Raw genomic sequence first — 13,995 nt, 5'->3', positions numbered from 1 at the left:
CCGGAACGTTACGAGATTTCGAACCGGTCGAGCTTTCCCGGCAATCGGCTGCCGAGCGCGGCCATGTCGCCGTCCGCGCCGTGCCGGGCGAGCAGGTCCAGGGCGAGCCGGCCGCGCCGCACCCGCTCCCGGGCCGTGTCCAGGGTCAGGTCCCGCATGTGGGCGCCGTACGGGTAGATGCCCGGGGCCTTGGACAGGCCGAACTTCAGATAGAGCGGCGCGCCCCGCCGGATCAGCTCGGCCACCTCGTACATCCGGACGTAGCCGCCGAGGTCGTCGGGCGCCTCGATGTACATGTCCATCGGGGCGGCGGACACCCGGCGGATCTCGGTGAGGTGATCCAGCGTCAGATCGCTGGGCACGTTGACCGAGTCCGCGCCCAGCCGCTCGTACACCGCGAACGCGGCCGGGTTGACGGGGCCGATCAGCGCCGACACCTTCAGCGTCGTGTCGGCCGGGAGGATCCCCGCCTCGCGCGCCCGGTGCAGCGTCCACAGCACGCCCTCGTCGGCGACCAGCAGGCACCTGACGCCCAGTTCGGTCGCGCGCACCGCGTCCTCGACGCAGCCGGCGACCGCGTCGTGGCCGCGCGCCCGCAGTCCGGCGCCGCGCGAGTCGGTCCGGGTCGAGCCGCCGATGTCCCAGGTGCCGCGGGGGCCGGTGAACAGGCAGAGTTCGATGTCGCGTTCGGCGGTCGCCTCGACCATCTCGGTGATCTCGGCGTCGGTCAGCATCCACACGCCGCTGCCCTGGCTGATGCGGTGGATCGGCACGTCCAGGCGGGAGGCCTCCTTGAGGACGACCGCCAGCGCCTCGGGACCCTCGCACGAGGGGATCTCGGTGCGCCAGCGGCCGCCGTCGGGGAAGGCGTGCGGCGAGGCGTCGGCGGGGTCGAGGGCGGGAGCGCCCAGGCCGAGTGCGGCGAGCGCCTGCTCGCCGGGCCTGCGGGCTGCCGGGGCGGAAGGGTCGGTCACAAGGTGTCCTTCGGTGTTCGTGATGTCCGGGCCGGCCGGGAGTCCGTCGCGCCGGGAGGTCCGTCGTGTCAGGAAGTCCGTCGCGTCGGGATGCCGGGCCGGCCGGGACATCGGACGAGGTTCGCGCGTCGAGGCGTGGAGGGTCGGGGTGGGCTGGAAGGAGGGCTGGATGTACGCCGGCACGGAGGCCGTCGGGTCGCCCCCGTACCGGCGTACGGCTGTGAGGGCGGGGCGCCGGACACCCCTAGGGCCGCAGGAGCACCTTGCCCACCTTGGGATCGCCGGCCCCCACCAGGTCGATGGCCTGCGTGAACTCGGTGAGCGGCAGTTCGTGGGTGACCAGCGGCGCCGGGTCGAGCAGTCCGGCCGCGAACACCCGGACGGTGTGCGACCAGGCGTCCGGGGGCGCCCCGAAGACGGTGTGCACCTCCAGCTGCCGTACGACCAGGTCCGTCGGGTCCAGACCGTCGGCGCCGGGCGCCGGGATGCCCGTCAGGACCAGCCGGCCGCCGCGCCGCAGCAGGGCGGCGGCGGTGCGGGCGGCGTCCGCGGAGCCCGCCGTCTCGACGACGACGTCGAAGCCGCCGGGGAGTTCCTCGTCCTTGGTGCGGAAGCCGGTGGCCCCGAACCCCAGGGACAGGGCCTCGCGGTCCCGGCGGGTGCCGACCACCAGCAGCTCGGCCGGGGAGGTCGCGCGCAGGAACTGCACCGCGAACATCCCGAGGGTGCCGGTGCCGACGACGGCCACCCGCTCGCCGGGCCGGGCGTTCGCCTTCAGCGCGGCGGCGGCGATGCAGGCGGCCGGCTCCAGCAGGGCGGCGGCGGTGAGGTCGGCGTCGTCGGGCAGGGGGTGCAGCAGCCGCGCCGGGAGGGTGAGGGTGGCGGCCATCGCGCCCGGCTGGGTGAAGCCGGTCTCCTCGTAGCCGTGCGTGCACAGCGTGGTCTCGCCCGCGTGACAGCGGTCGCACACCTGGCAGTTGCGGAAGCCCTCCCCGACCACCTTGCGGCCGACCAGCGCCTCGGGCACGCCCGCGCCGACCGCCTCCACCGTGCCGGACCACTCGTGGCCCGGGGTGAGCGGGTAACGGACGTAGCCCTCGGGCCGGTTGCCCTGGTAGACCTCGCGGTCGCTGCCGCAGATGCCCACCGCGTGCACCCGCACCAGGGCCTCGCCGGCCTCCGGCGGGCGCGGCTCGTGGGATACGAGCCGGTGCTCGCCGGGTGCCTGGACGACGACGGCCGTGCTCACTTGGCGGCCTTCGGCTTGCGCTGCTCCCAGCCCTCGGCCCACAGGTCGAAGCGGGCCTGCTGCTGCGGGAACTCGGCGGCGGCGTCGGTGTCCAGCTCCACGCCGAGGCCGGGGGCGTCGGAGAGGTGGAAGCAGCCGTCCTCCGGGTTCACCTGCGGGGCGCCCTTGACGACCTTCTTGATCTCGGCGTCCGCGAAGTCGTTGAAGTGCTCAAGGATCTTGAAGTTCGGCGAGGTGAAGCCGACCTGGAGGGAGGCGGCGGTCAGCACCGAGCCGCCGACGTTGTGCGGGGCGACCAGCATGTAGTGGGTCTCGGCGGTCGCGGCCAGCTTCCGGGTCTCCCAGATGCCGCCGAGGTGGCCGACGTCCGGCTGGATGATGTCGACGGCCTGGCTGTCGAACAGCTCGCGGAACTCGATCCGGTCGTGGATGCGCTCGCCCGTCGCCACCGGGATGTCGACCTTCGCGGCGACCTTCTCCAGCGCCTTGAGGTTCTCCGGCGGCACCGGCTCCTCCAGCCAGGCCGGCTTGAACGGCGCCAGCTCGTTCGCCAGCCGCACGGCCGTGGCGGGGGAGAAGCGGCCGTGCATCTCCAGCATCAGCTCGGCCTCGGGGCCGATGGCGTCGCGCACGGCCTCGATCAGCGACACCGCGTACATCGTCTGCTGGTGGTCCAGCTCGAAGTGCCCGGTGCCGAAGGGGTCGATCTTCAGCGCCCGGTATCCGCGCTCCATGACGCCCTGCGCGGCCTTGTGGTACGCCTCGGGGGTGCGTTCGGTGGTGTACCAGCCGTTGGCGTACGCCTTGACCTTGTCGGTCACCTTGCCGCCGAGCAGCTGCCACACGGGCACGCCGAGGGCCTTGCCCTTGATGTCCCAGCAGGCCATCTCGATCACGGCGATGCCGGACATCACGATCTCCCCGGCCCGGCCGTAGTCGCCGTACTTCATACGGCGGACGAGGTCTTCCACGGCGAAGGGGTCGGAGCCGAGAATGTGATTGACCTCGGCCTCCTTCAGGTAGCCGAGGAGGGCGTCGGTGTGACCCAGCATCCGGGTCTCGCCGACTCCGGTGAGGCCCTCGTCGGTGTGCACTTGGACGTAGGTCAGGTTGCGCCAGGGCGTTCCGACCACGTGGGTGCTGATTCCGGTGATGCGCACGGCAGTTGCCCCTTGAGAGAACGTCGACTCTGTTCGAGATTTCGGCACTCGTTCGAAATGCTGGCGTGACAGTAAGGAGCGCACGGCGGGGGTGTCAATGGGTCGAACGCACAACACTTTCGGCACTTTCGAAACCCGCTTTCGACGGCCGTTTCGGGAGGTAGGGGCGGGATGCCGGTGCTATCCCTCAACCGCCGCACCGGAACGGGCAGTTCCGCACAGAATCTTCACAGTGACCCCGCCCATCGGCCGCGGCCCGGAACCTAGCCTTCCCGCGTCATGGACTACTGCCACCCGTGCCGACGGCACCTGAACGGCGCCCTCGCCTGCCCGGGCTGCGGCACACCGGCGCAGCGGCCGGGGGCGTACGAGGCCTACGAGCCGTACGAGCCGTACGAACAGCCCGCGGCCCATGCCTCATCGCCAGAGCCCTGGGGGACCCCCGCGCCCGACCGGCACGCGGTCACCCCCGACCGGGGCGCAGCCGCCCCTGGCCTGGACGCGACCGACCCCGCCGACGGCCCCCGGTCGGGCTCCGCCGACGACTCCTGGCAGGGCTCCGCCGACGATCCCCCTTCGGCCCCCGTCGGCGACCGTCGGTCGGCCCTCTCCGCCTCCGCCCCGACCCGCCGGGACCGCAAGGCGGCGACCCACCGTCGCCGTCGTCGGCGTGTCCTGCTGATCACCACGGGCTTCACCCTGGCCGCCGCGGGCCTCAGCCTCGCGGAACTGGGCCGGGACGCCCCACCGGCCTCCCCCGGCCGCACGGCGGCGGACGCGGCGGCGGCGAGGTCCGACACGCCGGAGGAGTCGCCCTCCGGCATGGCCGACACGCCGTACACCGGCACGGCCGATCCGGCCGTCTCGGCGTCCCCGTCGACGTCCGAAAAGGAGAAGGAGAAGGCCGAGCCGAGCCCCGAGGACGACCCCTCCTCCACCCGGCCCTCCGAGCCGACCACCTCGGCCCCGCCCTCACCGCCCCCCACGACCACGGCCCCCGACTCCCCGCCTCCGCCGGCGGCCCCGACCACGACCCCCACGAAAGCCCCGAAGCCCCCGAAGACGACCCCGCAACCGGACCCGACACAGACGTGCGAGCGGTTCCTGTGGTGGTGCGCGTAGGGTCGTCGACGCGGACGCCTCCGCCCGAATCGGCTCGGAGGCCGGCCCGGCGTCCACGGGGCCGAGTCGACGCACGAAGGGTGAGGCAGGCGCCATGAGCCAGGAAGTACGCGGGACCGTCGCCGACGGGTTCGAGGGTGTGCGGGAGGAGTTCGCCGCCTTCGTGGCGGGGGAGCGGGAGGACTACGAGGGGCAGTTGTGCGTCTACGCGCACGGCCGTCGGGTGGTCGACCTGTGGGCCGGGGACGGGGTCGCCGGCGACTCGCTCTACGGGGTGTTCTCCTGCACCAAGGGGGCCGCTCATCTCGTCCTCGCGCTGACGGCGCAGGACGGGGCCGTCGAGCTGGACCGGGCGGTGGCCGACTACTGGCCGGAGTTCGCCGCCGAGGGCAAGGGGGAGGTGACCGTCCGGGAGCTGGCCGCGCACCGGGCGGGTGTCGTGGGGACCGACGCGGGGTTCACGCGGGACGAGGAGGCCGACGACCGTGCCATCGCCGAACGGCTCGCCGGGCAGCGGCCCTTCTGGCGGCCCGGCACCGCCTTCGGCTATCACGCCCTGGTCATCGGGGCGCTCGTCGGCGAGGTCGTCCTGCGGGCGACCGGACGCACGCTCCAGGAGGTGTACGAGGAGCGGGTGCGCGCCCCGTACGGGCTCGACTTCCACCTCGGGCTGCCCGAGGCCCTGGAGCCCCGCTACCGCTCCGTGCAGCCGATGGCGCCCACGCCCGAGCAGCAGGCCGTGCTCGACGCGGAGGCCCTGGACGACGGACCGCACACCCTCGCCGCCATCGCCTTCAACACCCATGCGCCGGGCGCCAAGGACCTGATCGACCACCCCAACTCCCGCACCGTCCGCGCCAAGGGCCCCGCCTCCGCGGGCGGCGTCGCCTCCGCGCGCGGGCTCGCCCGGATGTACGCGGCGGCGACCGGCGAGGTCGACGGCAGGCCGCCGCTGCTGGAGCCGGACACCGTCGCCGAGGCCGGGCGGATCCACTCGGTCGGCCACGACCTCGTCTCCCGCGCCCACAGGGCGTACGGCCTCGGATTCCAGGCCACGGCCGACACCGCCTACCCCTTCCTCGGCGCCGGCGCCTTCGGGCACAGCGGCGCGGGCGGCGCCCAGGCCTTCGCCGACCCGCGCAGCGGACTCGCCTACGGCTACACCCGCCGCCGGATCGCCTTCCCCGGCGGAGCCGCACCGGAGAACGAGCGCTTCGTCCGGGCCGCGCACCGCGCCGCGCTCGCGGCGATCAGAGCTTGACGGTCAGAGCTTGACGATCATCTTGCCGGTGTTGTCGCCGCGCAGGACGCCGAGGAACGCCTCCAGGTTGTTCTCGATGCCCTCGACGACCGTCTCGCGGTACTTCAGCTCGCCGGAGGCCACCCACGGGCCGACCTCCTGGAAGAACTGCGGCTGGAGGTCGTAGTGGTCGCCGACGAGGAAGCCCTCGATCCGGCCGCGGGTCTGGATCAGCCGGGCGAGGTTGCGCGGGCCGGGGGCGGGCTCGGTGTTGTTGTAGACGGAGATCATTCCGCAGACCGCTATCCGGCCGCCCTCCTTGAGGGAGCCGATCGCGGCCTCCAGATGGTCGCCGCCGACGTTGTCGAAGTAGACGTCGATCCCGTCCGGGGCGGCCTCGCGCAGCTGCTGGGCGACGGGGCCGTTCTTGTAGTTGAAGGCGGCGTCGAAGCCGTACTCCTCCAGCAGCAGCCTGACCTTCTCGTCCGACCCCGCCGAGCCGATCACCCGCGACGCGCCCTTGAGGCGGGCTGTCTGCCCCACCTGGCTGCCCACCGCTCCGGCCGCGCCCGACACGAAGACGGAGTCGCCCTCCTTGAAGGACGCCGTGCGCAGCAGGCCCGCGTAGGCGGTGAGGCCGGTCATGCCGAGGACGCCGAGGTACGCCGAGAGGGGAGCGGCCTGCGGGTCGACCTTGACCGCGTGCCGGGCGTCCAGCGCGGCGTACTCCCGCCAGCCGAGGAAGTGCAGGACGTGGTCGCCCACGGCGAAGCCCTCGGCGTCGGACGCGACGACCTCGCCCACCGCGCCGCCCTGCATGGCCTTGCCCAGCTCGAACGGGGCGACGTACGACTTCGCGGCCGACATCCTGCCGCGCATGTACGGGTCCACCGAGAGGTACTCGTTGCGCACCAGCACCTGGCCCTCGCGCGGCGTGGGGACCTCGGCCTCGACCAGGGCGAAGTCCTCCGGCCGGGGCCGGCCGACCGGACGGCTGAGGAGATGCCACTCGCGGTTGATCATGGGAGCGCCTGTGCCTTTCCGACGATCTGCGTCGTATGTTTCAGTAACTGAAACAATCATGTGCCTGAAAGTTTCATGTTGTCAAGCAATGGAGGTATCCTGAAGCCATGGCCGCCACACCGCACAGATCCCGCCCGGACGAAGTGACCCTGGAGGTCGTGGACCTCATCGGCACGGTCGTGGCCCGCTACCACGACGAGTACGAGGAGGCCGCAGCCGAGCACGCGCTCACCGGCGCGCAGGCCAAGCTCCTCGGCCTGCTCTGTCTCGAACCGCTCCCCATGCGCAAGCTGGCGCACAAGCTGAAGTGCGAGCCGTCGAACGTCACCGGCATCGTGGACCGCCTGGAGACGCGCGGTCTCGTGGAGCGCCGCCCCGACCCCGCCGACCGCCGCGTGAAGCTCGCGGCGGCGACCGAGGAGGGCCGCCGCGTCGCCCGCAGCCTGCGCGAGTCCCTCGGATTCGCCCGTGAGCCGCTGGCCGGCCTCACCGAGATCGAGCGCCACACCCTGCGGGAACTGCTGCGCCGGATGCTGGACGTGGAGGCCGGGGAGGCCCGCTGAGTCCCGGCGGCTAGAGTCGTCCCATGCGCGATCTCGGGGTGGGTTTCCGCTACCTGCTGAAGGGCCAGCGGTGGGTGGCCGGGCACGGCAAGCAGTTCGGGTTCGGGCTGCTGCCCGGCCTGATCACACTCGTGCTCTACGCGGCGGTGCTGGTGGCGCTCGCCGTGTGGGGGCAGGACTTCGTCGGCTGGGCGACCCCCTTCGCCGACGACTGGGACAGCCCCTGGCAGGGCCTGCTCCGCGGCTTCCTCACGGTCCTGCTGTTCGCCCTCGCCCTGCTGCTCTCCGTGGTCACCTTCACGGCCGTCACACTGCTGATCGGCCAGCCCTTCTACGAGAGCCTCTCCGAGGCCGTCGACCGCGACCTCTCCCCGGACGGCACCGCCCCCGAATCCCGCCTGCCGCTCCTGCGCGAACTGTGGATCTCGGCCCGCGACAACCTGCGCGTCCTCGCCCGCGCCCTCGCGTGGGGCGTGCTGCTGTTCGCCCTCGGCTTCGTCCCGGTGCTCGGCCAGACCGTCGTCCCGGTGATCGGCTTCATGGTCACCGGCTTCTTCCTCACCCAGGAGCTCACCTCCGTCGCGCTCCAGCGCCGCGAGGTCGAGCTCCGCGACCGGCTCGCCCTGCTGCGCGCCCGCAAGCGGCTCGTGTGGGGCTTCGGCACGCCCCTCGCCCTCGCCTTCGTGGTGCCCTTCGTCGCCGTCTTCCTGATGCCGGGCGCGGTCGCGGGCGCGACGATGCTGGCCCGCGAGCTGAACGGCGAGGACACCGGGGGCGACGCCGACGAGGACGACGGCGTGGACGCGCGGCCCGCGGGCGGCGTCCACTTCCGCAAGCCCGGCGCCTGAGCCTGGCCGCGCCCCTCCGCCCCCGCTTGTGAAGGGTTCGTACGGGAACCCGTCAGTGCGCCCGATCCACGGCCGCGCGCCCGCCCCGGCGGCTACCGTCTGGACCGGGGACGAGTGCCGGGACCGAGCGTCCCGCCGCCCCGGTCCGGGACCTGACCTCCGGACCGGGGCTCACCCCTTGGCAGTGACCGGCGCTCGCCGCGCACCGCCCCCGGACGACCGACGCGCCGGCGCGGGGATCGACCCTCCGGCACCGCGGCCGACGTCCCGGCGCCGGGACCACCGCACAGGATGCGCGTCACCGCACAGAACCGGCGTCACCGCACCGAGAACCCGTACACCGTCTCCGACCGGTACACCTCTCCCGGCCGCAGCACCGTGCTCGGGAACTCCGGCCGGTTGGGGGAGTCGGGGAAGTGCTGGGTCTCCAGCGCCACCCCGTCGTTCGGACCGAACGGGCCGGTCAGATGCTCGCCCGTGTACAGCTGGAGCCCCGGCTCGGTCGTCGCCACCGTCAGCACCCGCCCCGACGCCGGGTCGTGCAGCTCGGCGACCTCCTCGGCCGTCCGCGTGACCCCCTTGTCGAGGACCAGGTTGTGGTCGTACCCGGAGCCGACCTTGCGCGCCTCCCGGAAGTCGAAGCGGGTGTCCGTCACGTCCGCCAGCTCGCCCGTCGGGATCAGGTCCGCGTCGACCGGCGTGTACCGGCCGGCGGCGATGCGCAGTTCGTGGCCGGCGGCGCTGCCGGTCCCGGCGCCGCCCAGGTTCCAGTAGGAGTGGTTCGTCAGCGTCAGCACCGTCGGCGCGTCGGTGACCGCCTCGTAGGAGATCCGCAGCGCGCCGGACGCGTCGAGGACGTACGTCGCCGACACCTCCAGCCGCCCCGGGAAGCCCTCCTCGCCGTCCGGGCTCACCCGCGACAGCCGCAGCCCGTGCTCGACCGGCGTCACGTCCCACACGTGCTTGTCGAAGCCCCGCTCACCGCCGTGCAGCGAGTTGGGCCCGTTGGTGCGCGCGAGCGGGTACGTGCGGCCGTCCAGCTCGAAACTCCCGCCCGCGATCCGGTTCGCGTAACGCCCCACCAGCGCGCCGTAGTACGGGCCCGGATTGGCGACGTACGTCTCCAGGTCCGCGCAGCCCAGCACCACGTCGGCGGTCCGCCCGTCGCGGTCCGGCGTCTCGACCGACTGCACGATCCCGCCGTACGACAGCACCCGCACCCGTACGCCGGCGCGCTCCAGCGTCCAGCGGTGCACCGGGGTTCGATCGGAAAGAGTGCCGAAAAGTTCGCCCATGGGCGGAACTCTAAGTCACCGGGAGGGCGCGGTGACCTTCCGGTAGGCGATCTCGGCCAGTCTGGCCTGGCCGTTGATGCTCGGGTGGAACCAGTCCCAGTGGCTCAACTGGGCCGTCCCGAAGCGGTAGTCGTGCACCGCGCCGCCGTCGAAGCGGCAGCGCGGGTCGCGCTCGCACACCTCTTCCAGCACGTCGTTGTAGTCCTCGACGCGCTGGTGCACCGTGTTCCGCCGCTCGGTGGCCGCCGCGTCCAGCGCGTCGGCGTCGCCGAGCATGGAGGGGCAGATGCCGAGCTTCCAGATCTGCTTGCCGAGCACGCTCGTCCGGCCCTGCGCCCACAGGCGCTTCAGGTTCGGCACGCTCGCCACGTACACCTGGGCCTTGGGCAGGGCATCGCGCAGCGTCCGCAGGGCCCGTTCGAAGTCCGCGCGGAAGTCGGGCACCGGCGTCATGTCGTCCGTGGAGGCCCGGCAGGCGTCGTTCGCCCCCACCATCACCGTCACCAGCTCGGGCCTGCGGACGACCGCGCGGGACATCTGGCCGGGCAGGTCGGCCATCCGGGCCCCGGTGACGGCGTAGTTCCAGCTGTGCGAGGCGGCCCGCCCGCCGCCCAGCAGCCGTACCGCCAGACTGTCCACGCGCGGGCTGTCACCGGTCGCCCAGGACGCCTCGGGGCAGTCCGACAGCACCTGGCAGGCGTCGAAGCCGCGCGTGATCGAGTCGCCGACGGCCGCGACGGACTCGGGGCTGGTGTCCCACACCGGCGTCGGGCTCGGCCTCGCCGCGCGCCCCCCGGACGGATCCGCGGCATCCGGCGCGTCACCGCCCACGACGTCGCAGCCGGCGGCCCCGAGCACGGCGGCGACGAGCACGGCGAGGCCGGCCCGTGAACGCTGACGTCGTTTCCGCATGCCCTGCTCCATCCCCTGCACGACGTGTCATGCTCCCCAACCCATGACAACGCGCGAGGGTTCCCGGCGCCCCCGGTGGAACGTCTCACACCCGCACAAGCGTCCTGCCGGGTGAATGGGGGGCGTTTCGGGGCACTGGGACCGACGGTACGTCACACTCCTTGCCCCGGCGCACGGTAGCCTCGCCATCAGCGTGGCCCGTCCGGCCACCACCCGCCCAGCCCGACGCACCATGCCCGCTCTGCCCGGAGGTCCCGGTGACGACACGTGGAGTCCTGTACGTGCACTCCGCGCCGCGCGCGCTGTGCCCGCACGTCGAGTGGGCCGTCGCCGGGGTGCTCGGCACACGCGTCAGCCTCGACTGGATCCGGCAGCCCGCCGCGCCGGGCACCTGGCGCTCGGAGTTCTCCTGGCAGGGCCAGGCAGGCACCGCCTCCAAGCTGGCCTCCGCGCTGCGCGGCTGGCACCTGCTGCGCTTCGAGGTCACCGCCGAGCCCTGCCCCACCGCCGAGGGCGAGCGGTACAGCTGCACCCCCGACCTCGGCATCTTCCACGCCGTCACCGGCATCCACGGCGACATCCTCATCCCCGAGGACCGTCTGCGCGCCGCCCTCCAGCGCTCCCAGCGCGGCGAGACCGAGCTGGAGGCGGAACTCGCCAAGCTCCTCGGCAAGCCCTGGGACGACGAACTGGAGCCCTTCCGCTACGCCGGCGAGGGCGCCCCGGTGAGATGGCTCCACCAGGTCGTCTGACCCTCACCCGCCGGGGGGCGCGGGAACTGCGCGAACGCCCCCCCCCGCAACCCGCACCTGGCGCACACAGGACATGCGAAACGGCGAGTGGCCCGCCCCCACCAGGGGCGGGCCACTCGCCGTTCACGGCGGACGGACGGCGACCCGGGATCACACCGTCCGGAACGCCAGCACCACGTTGTGCCCGCCGAAGCCGAACGAGTCGTTCAGCGCGGCGATCCGGCCCTCCACGGGCAGCTTGCGCGCCTCGCCGCGGACGATGTCGGCGTGCGCCTCCGCCTCCGGGTCGAGGGTGTCGATGTTGATGGTCGGCGGCGCCACCCGGTGGTACAGGGCGAGCACCGTCGCGACCGACTCCACGCCGCCCGCGCCGCCCAGCAGGTGCCCGGTCATCGACTTGGTGGCGGAGACCGCGATGTGGTCGGCGTCGTCCCCGAACACCTTGCGCAGCGCCTTCAGCTCGGCCACGTCGCCGGCCGGCGTCGAGGTGGCGTGCGCGTTGACGTGCACGACCTCGGCCGGGTCCAGGTCGGTCGCGTCGAGCAGGTTCTGCAGTGCGTGCGCGATGCCGCGGCCCTCGGGCTCCGGCTGCACGATGTCGTGGCCGTCGGCGGAGATGCCCTGGCCGACCGCCTCGGCGTACACCCGCGCGCCGCGCTTGGCGGCGTGCTCGGCGGACTCCAGCACGATCACGCCGGCGCCCTCGCCGAGGACGAAGCCGTCGCGGGCCACGTCGTAGGGGCGGGAGGCGCCCTGGGGGTCGTCGTTGTTCTTGGACATCGCCATCATGTTGCCGAACGCGGCGATGGGCAGCGGGTGGATCGCCGCCTCCGTGCCGCCGGCGACGACGACGTCGGCGCGCCCGCTGCGGATCATCTCGACGGCGTAGCCGATGGCCTCGGCGCCCGACGCGCAGGCGGAGACCGGGGTGTGCACGCCCGCGCGGGCGCCCACGGCCAGGCCGACGTTGGCGGAGGGGCCGTTCGGCATGAGCATGGGCACGGTGTGCGGGGAGACGCGGCGGACGCCCTTCTCCTTCAGCACGTCGTACTGGTCCAGCAGGGTCGTCACACCGCCGATGCCGGAGGCGATGACCGCGCCGAGCCGGTCCGGGTCGACGCTGCCGTCCTCACCGGCCTTCCCGGTGAAGCCGGCGTCCTTCCAGGCCTCCTGGGCCGCGATCAGCGCGAACTGCGCCGAGCGGTCGAGGCGGCGGGCCTGCGGGCGCGGGAGGATCTCGGAGGGCTCCACGGCGACGGGCGCCGCGATGCGGACCGCCTGCTCGGCGGCCCACTCCTGCTCCAGGGGCTTGACGCCGGACTTGCCGGCGACCAGGCCCTCCCAGGTAGAGGCTGCGTCGCCACCCAGCGGTGTGGTTGCGCCGATACCGGTGACGACCACGGTGCGATTGGTCGGGCTCACGGGAATTCTTTCTCCAGCGGATTCGAGGAGGACTACCCCCGCCCGGGGCGGGGAGAACGGCGCCACCGCCGGGTGGCGGGGCAGTCGGCCCAGGTGATCGGAAGATCAGGCCTGGTGCTTGAGGATGTACTCGGTCGCGTCGCCCACGGTCTTGAGGTTCTTGACGTCGTCGTCGGGGATCTTGACGTCGAAGCGCTCTTCGGCGGCGACGACGACCTCGACCATGGACAGCGAGTCGACGTCCAGGTCGTCGGTGAAGGACTTGTCCAGCTGGACGTCCTCAACCGGGATGCCGGCGATCTCGTTCACGATCTCGGCGAGACCGGCGACGATCTCTTCCTGAGTGGCGGCCATGTCGGCGCTCCTTCGTAGATGTTCCAGAGGGTGTGGCGGTGTGAAACCCGTACCGGACGCATCATCCGGCACGGAGTGCCTAGGGGAGGGTAACGACCGTCGCTGCGTACGCGAGACCCGCCCCGAATCCGATGACGAGCGCGGTGTCGCCGCTCTTCGCCTCGCCGGTCGCCAGGAGCCGCTCCATCGCGAGCGGGATCGAGGCGGCCGAGGTGTTGCCGGTGGTGCGCACGTCGCGGGCGATCGTGACGTGCTCCGGCAGCTTGAGAGTCTTGGCCAGCGAGTCGATGATCCGCTCGTTGGCCTGGTGGGGGATGAAGACGTCCAGGTCGTCCGAGCCGATCCCGGCCGCGTCCAGCGCCTGCTGGGCGACCTTCGCCATCTCGTACACGGCCCAGCGGAACACCGCCTGGCCCTCCTGCGTGATCGCCGGGAACTTCGCGACCTCGCCGTCGCGGTAGTCCGTCCACGGCACGGTCTGCTTGATCGTCTCCGACTTGTCGCCCTCCGAGCCCCACACCGTGGGGCCGATGCCGGGCTCCTGGGCGGGGCCCACGACGACCGCGCCCGCGCCGTCGCCGAACAGGAAGGCCGTCGCCCGGTCCTCCAGGTCGGTCAGATCGCTCAGCCGCTCCACACCGATGACCAGCACGTACTCGGCGCTGCCTTCGACGATCATGCCCTTGGCGAGGGTCAGGGCGTAGCCGAAGCCCGCGCAGCCGGCCGAGATGTCGAACGCGGCGGCCTTCTCGGTGCCCAGCTTGTCGGCGATCTCGGTGGCGACGGCCGGGGTCTGCTTGAAGTGGCTGACCGTGGAGACGACGACGGCGCCGATCTGCGCGGCGGAGATCCCGGCGTCGGCGATGGCCTTGCCGGACGCCTCGACGGACATCGCGGCGACGGTCTCCTCGTCGTTCGCCCAGTGCCGGGTCTCGATGCCGGAGCGGGACCGGATCCACTCGTCGGACGAGTCGATCGTCTCGAGGATCACCTCGTTCGGCACGACCCGGGTGGGCCGGTAACCGCCCACGCCGATGATGCGCGCGTACGGGGCGCCCTTGCTGGGCTTGATCTTCGACAT

Annotated in this window: 14 protein-coding genes; 5 read left to right on the top strand and 9 right to left on the bottom strand. The window is 72.7% G+C overall.

The window, feature by feature from the left end:
- Nucleotides 1-8: 8 nt before the first annotated feature.
- The 3 genes from ABZY13_RS05755 to ABZY13_RS05745 all read right to left on the bottom strand — a co-directional run bounded on the left by ABZY13_RS05755 (nt 9) and on the right by ABZY13_RS05745 (nt 3,383).
- On the bottom strand, nt 9-974 hold the full coding sequence (locus ABZY13_RS05755; protein ID WP_356627605.1) for a hypothetical protein: 966 nt from the start codon (nt 972-974) through the stop codon (nt 9-11).
- Nucleotides 975-1,218: 244 nt separating this feature from the next.
- Nucleotides 1,219-2,223, bottom strand: coding sequence for an alcohol dehydrogenase catalytic domain-containing protein (locus ABZY13_RS05750; RefSeq protein WP_356627604.1), 1,005 nt, complete (start codon nt 2,221-2,223; stop codon nt 1,219-1,221).
- Nucleotides 2,220-3,383, bottom strand: coding sequence for a mandelate racemase/muconate lactonizing enzyme family protein (locus ABZY13_RS05745; protein WP_356627603.1), 1,164 nt, complete (start codon nt 3,381-3,383; stop codon nt 2,220-2,222). The genes ABZY13_RS05750 and ABZY13_RS05745 overlap by 4 nt, the downstream gene beginning before the upstream one ends.
- 279 nt (nt 3,384-3,662) lie before the next feature.
- Here ABZY13_RS05745 and ABZY13_RS05740 point away from each other — a divergent pair, with 279 nt between their 5' ends.
- Both ABZY13_RS05740 and ABZY13_RS05735 read left to right on the top strand, forming a co-directional pair.
- Entirely contained in the window at nt 3,663-4,505 is an 843-nt protein-coding gene (locus ABZY13_RS05740) for a hypothetical protein (RefSeq protein ID WP_356627602.1), read from the top strand.
- Nucleotides 4,506-4,599: 94 nt separating this feature from the next.
- Nucleotides 4,600-5,766, top strand: coding sequence for a serine hydrolase domain-containing protein (locus ABZY13_RS05735; protein ID WP_356627601.1), 1,167 nt, complete (start codon nt 4,600-4,602; stop codon nt 5,764-5,766).
- Nucleotides 5,767-5,769: 3 nt separating this feature from the next.
- Here ABZY13_RS05735 and ABZY13_RS05730 read toward each other — a convergent pair whose 3' ends face one another.
- Complete coding sequence (locus ABZY13_RS05730) at nt 5,770-6,768, bottom strand: NADP-dependent oxidoreductase (protein WP_356627600.1); 999 nt, start codon at nt 6,766-6,768, stop codon at nt 5,770-5,772.
- 107 nt (nt 6,769-6,875) lie between these two features.
- Here ABZY13_RS05730 and ABZY13_RS05725 point away from each other — a divergent pair, with 107 nt between their 5' ends.
- Both ABZY13_RS05725 and ABZY13_RS05720 read left to right on the top strand, forming a co-directional pair.
- Nucleotides 6,876-7,331, top strand: coding sequence for a MarR family transcriptional regulator (locus tag ABZY13_RS05725; protein WP_356627599.1), 456 nt, complete (start codon nt 6,876-6,878; stop codon nt 7,329-7,331).
- Nucleotides 7,332-7,354: 23 nt separating this feature from the next.
- Nucleotides 7,355-8,179 (top strand): EI24 domain-containing protein, encoded by an 825-nt coding sequence (locus ABZY13_RS05720; protein WP_356627598.1) that lies wholly within the window; start codon nt 7,355-7,357, stop codon nt 8,177-8,179.
- A 317-nt stretch (nt 8,180-8,496) separates the two neighbouring features.
- On the opposite strand, the gene ABZY13_RS05715 is transcribed toward ABZY13_RS05720, so the two are convergent.
- Nucleotides 8,497-9,474 (bottom strand): aldose epimerase family protein, encoded by a 978-nt coding sequence (locus ABZY13_RS05715; protein WP_356627597.1) that lies wholly within the window; start codon nt 9,472-9,474, stop codon nt 8,497-8,499.
- A 15-nt stretch (nt 9,475-9,489) separates the two neighbouring features.
- Nucleotides 9,490-10,386: an SGNH/GDSL hydrolase family protein gene (locus ABZY13_RS05710; protein ID WP_356627596.1), complete on the bottom strand. Its 897-nt coding sequence runs from the start codon at nt 10,384-10,386 to the stop codon at nt 9,490-9,492.
- Nucleotides 10,387-10,643: 257 nt separating this feature from the next.
- On the opposite strand from ABZY13_RS05710, the gene ABZY13_RS05705 reads away from it, so the two are divergent.
- Complete coding sequence (locus ABZY13_RS05705) at nt 10,644-11,138, top strand: DUF3145 domain-containing protein (protein WP_356627595.1); 495 nt, start codon at nt 10,644-10,646, stop codon at nt 11,136-11,138.
- 150 nt (nt 11,139-11,288) lie between these two features.
- Here ABZY13_RS05705 and fabF read toward each other — a convergent pair whose 3' ends face one another.
- The 3 genes from fabF to ABZY13_RS05690 all read right to left on the bottom strand — a co-directional run bounded on the left by fabF (nt 11,289) and on the right by ABZY13_RS05690 (nt 13,995).
- The gene (fabF, locus tag ABZY13_RS05700; protein WP_356627594.1) at nt 11,289-12,560 is read right to left on the bottom strand and encodes a beta-ketoacyl-ACP synthase II; all 1,272 of its coding nucleotides are present in this window, start codon (nt 12,558-12,560) and stop codon (nt 11,289-11,291) included.
- 105 nt (nt 12,561-12,665) lie between these two features.
- Entirely contained in the window at nt 12,666-12,914 is a 249-nt protein-coding gene (locus ABZY13_RS05695; RefSeq protein WP_004988657.1) for an acyl carrier protein, read from the bottom strand.
- Between the two features lie 79 nt (nt 12,915-12,993).
- Nucleotides 12,994-13,995, bottom strand: coding sequence for a ketoacyl-ACP synthase III (locus ABZY13_RS05690; RefSeq protein ID WP_356627592.1), 1,002 nt, complete (start codon nt 13,993-13,995; stop codon nt 12,994-12,996).

The sequence above is a fragment of the Streptomyces sp. NPDC006610 genome, assembly GCF_040611575.1.
Classification (GTDB): Bacteria; Actinomycetota; Actinomycetes; order Streptomycetales; family Streptomycetaceae; genus Streptomyces.
This window is presented reverse-complemented; position numbering and strand designations above follow the sequence as displayed.

Excerpts from the sequence above, each read along its gene's own strand:
- ABZY13_RS05740 (WP_356627602.1), top strand. The coding sequence starts at position 3,663 with ATGGACTACTGCCACCCGTGCCGACGGCACCTGAACGGCGCCCTCGCC.
- ABZY13_RS05735 (WP_356627601.1), top strand. The coding sequence starts at position 4,600 with ATGAGCCAGGAAGTACGCGGGACCGTCGCCGACGGGTTCGAGGGTGTG.
- ABZY13_RS05730 (WP_356627600.1), bottom strand. The coding sequence starts at position 6,768 with ATGATCAACCGCGAGTGGCATCTCCTCAGCCGTCCGGTCGGCCGGCCC.
- ABZY13_RS05725 (WP_356627599.1), top strand. The coding sequence starts at position 6,876 with ATGGCCGCCACACCGCACAGATCCCGCCCGGACGAAGTGACCCTGGAG.
- ABZY13_RS05720 (WP_356627598.1), top strand. The coding sequence starts at position 7,355 with ATGCGCGATCTCGGGGTGGGTTTCCGCTACCTGCTGAAGGGCCAGCGG.
- ABZY13_RS05715 (WP_356627597.1), bottom strand. The coding sequence starts at position 9,474 with ATGGGCGAACTTTTCGGCACTCTTTCCGATCGAACCCCGGTGCACCGC.
- ABZY13_RS05710 (WP_356627596.1), bottom strand. The coding sequence starts at position 10,386 with ATGCGGAAACGACGTCAGCGTTCACGGGCCGGCCTCGCCGTGCTCGTC.
- ABZY13_RS05695 (WP_004988657.1), bottom strand. The coding sequence starts at position 12,914 with ATGGCCGCCACTCAGGAAGAGATCGTCGCCGGTCTCGCCGAGATCGTG.
- ABZY13_RS05690 (WP_356627592.1), bottom strand. The coding sequence starts at position 13,995 with ATGTCGAAGATCAAGCCCAGCAAGGGCGCCCCGTACGCGCGCATCATC.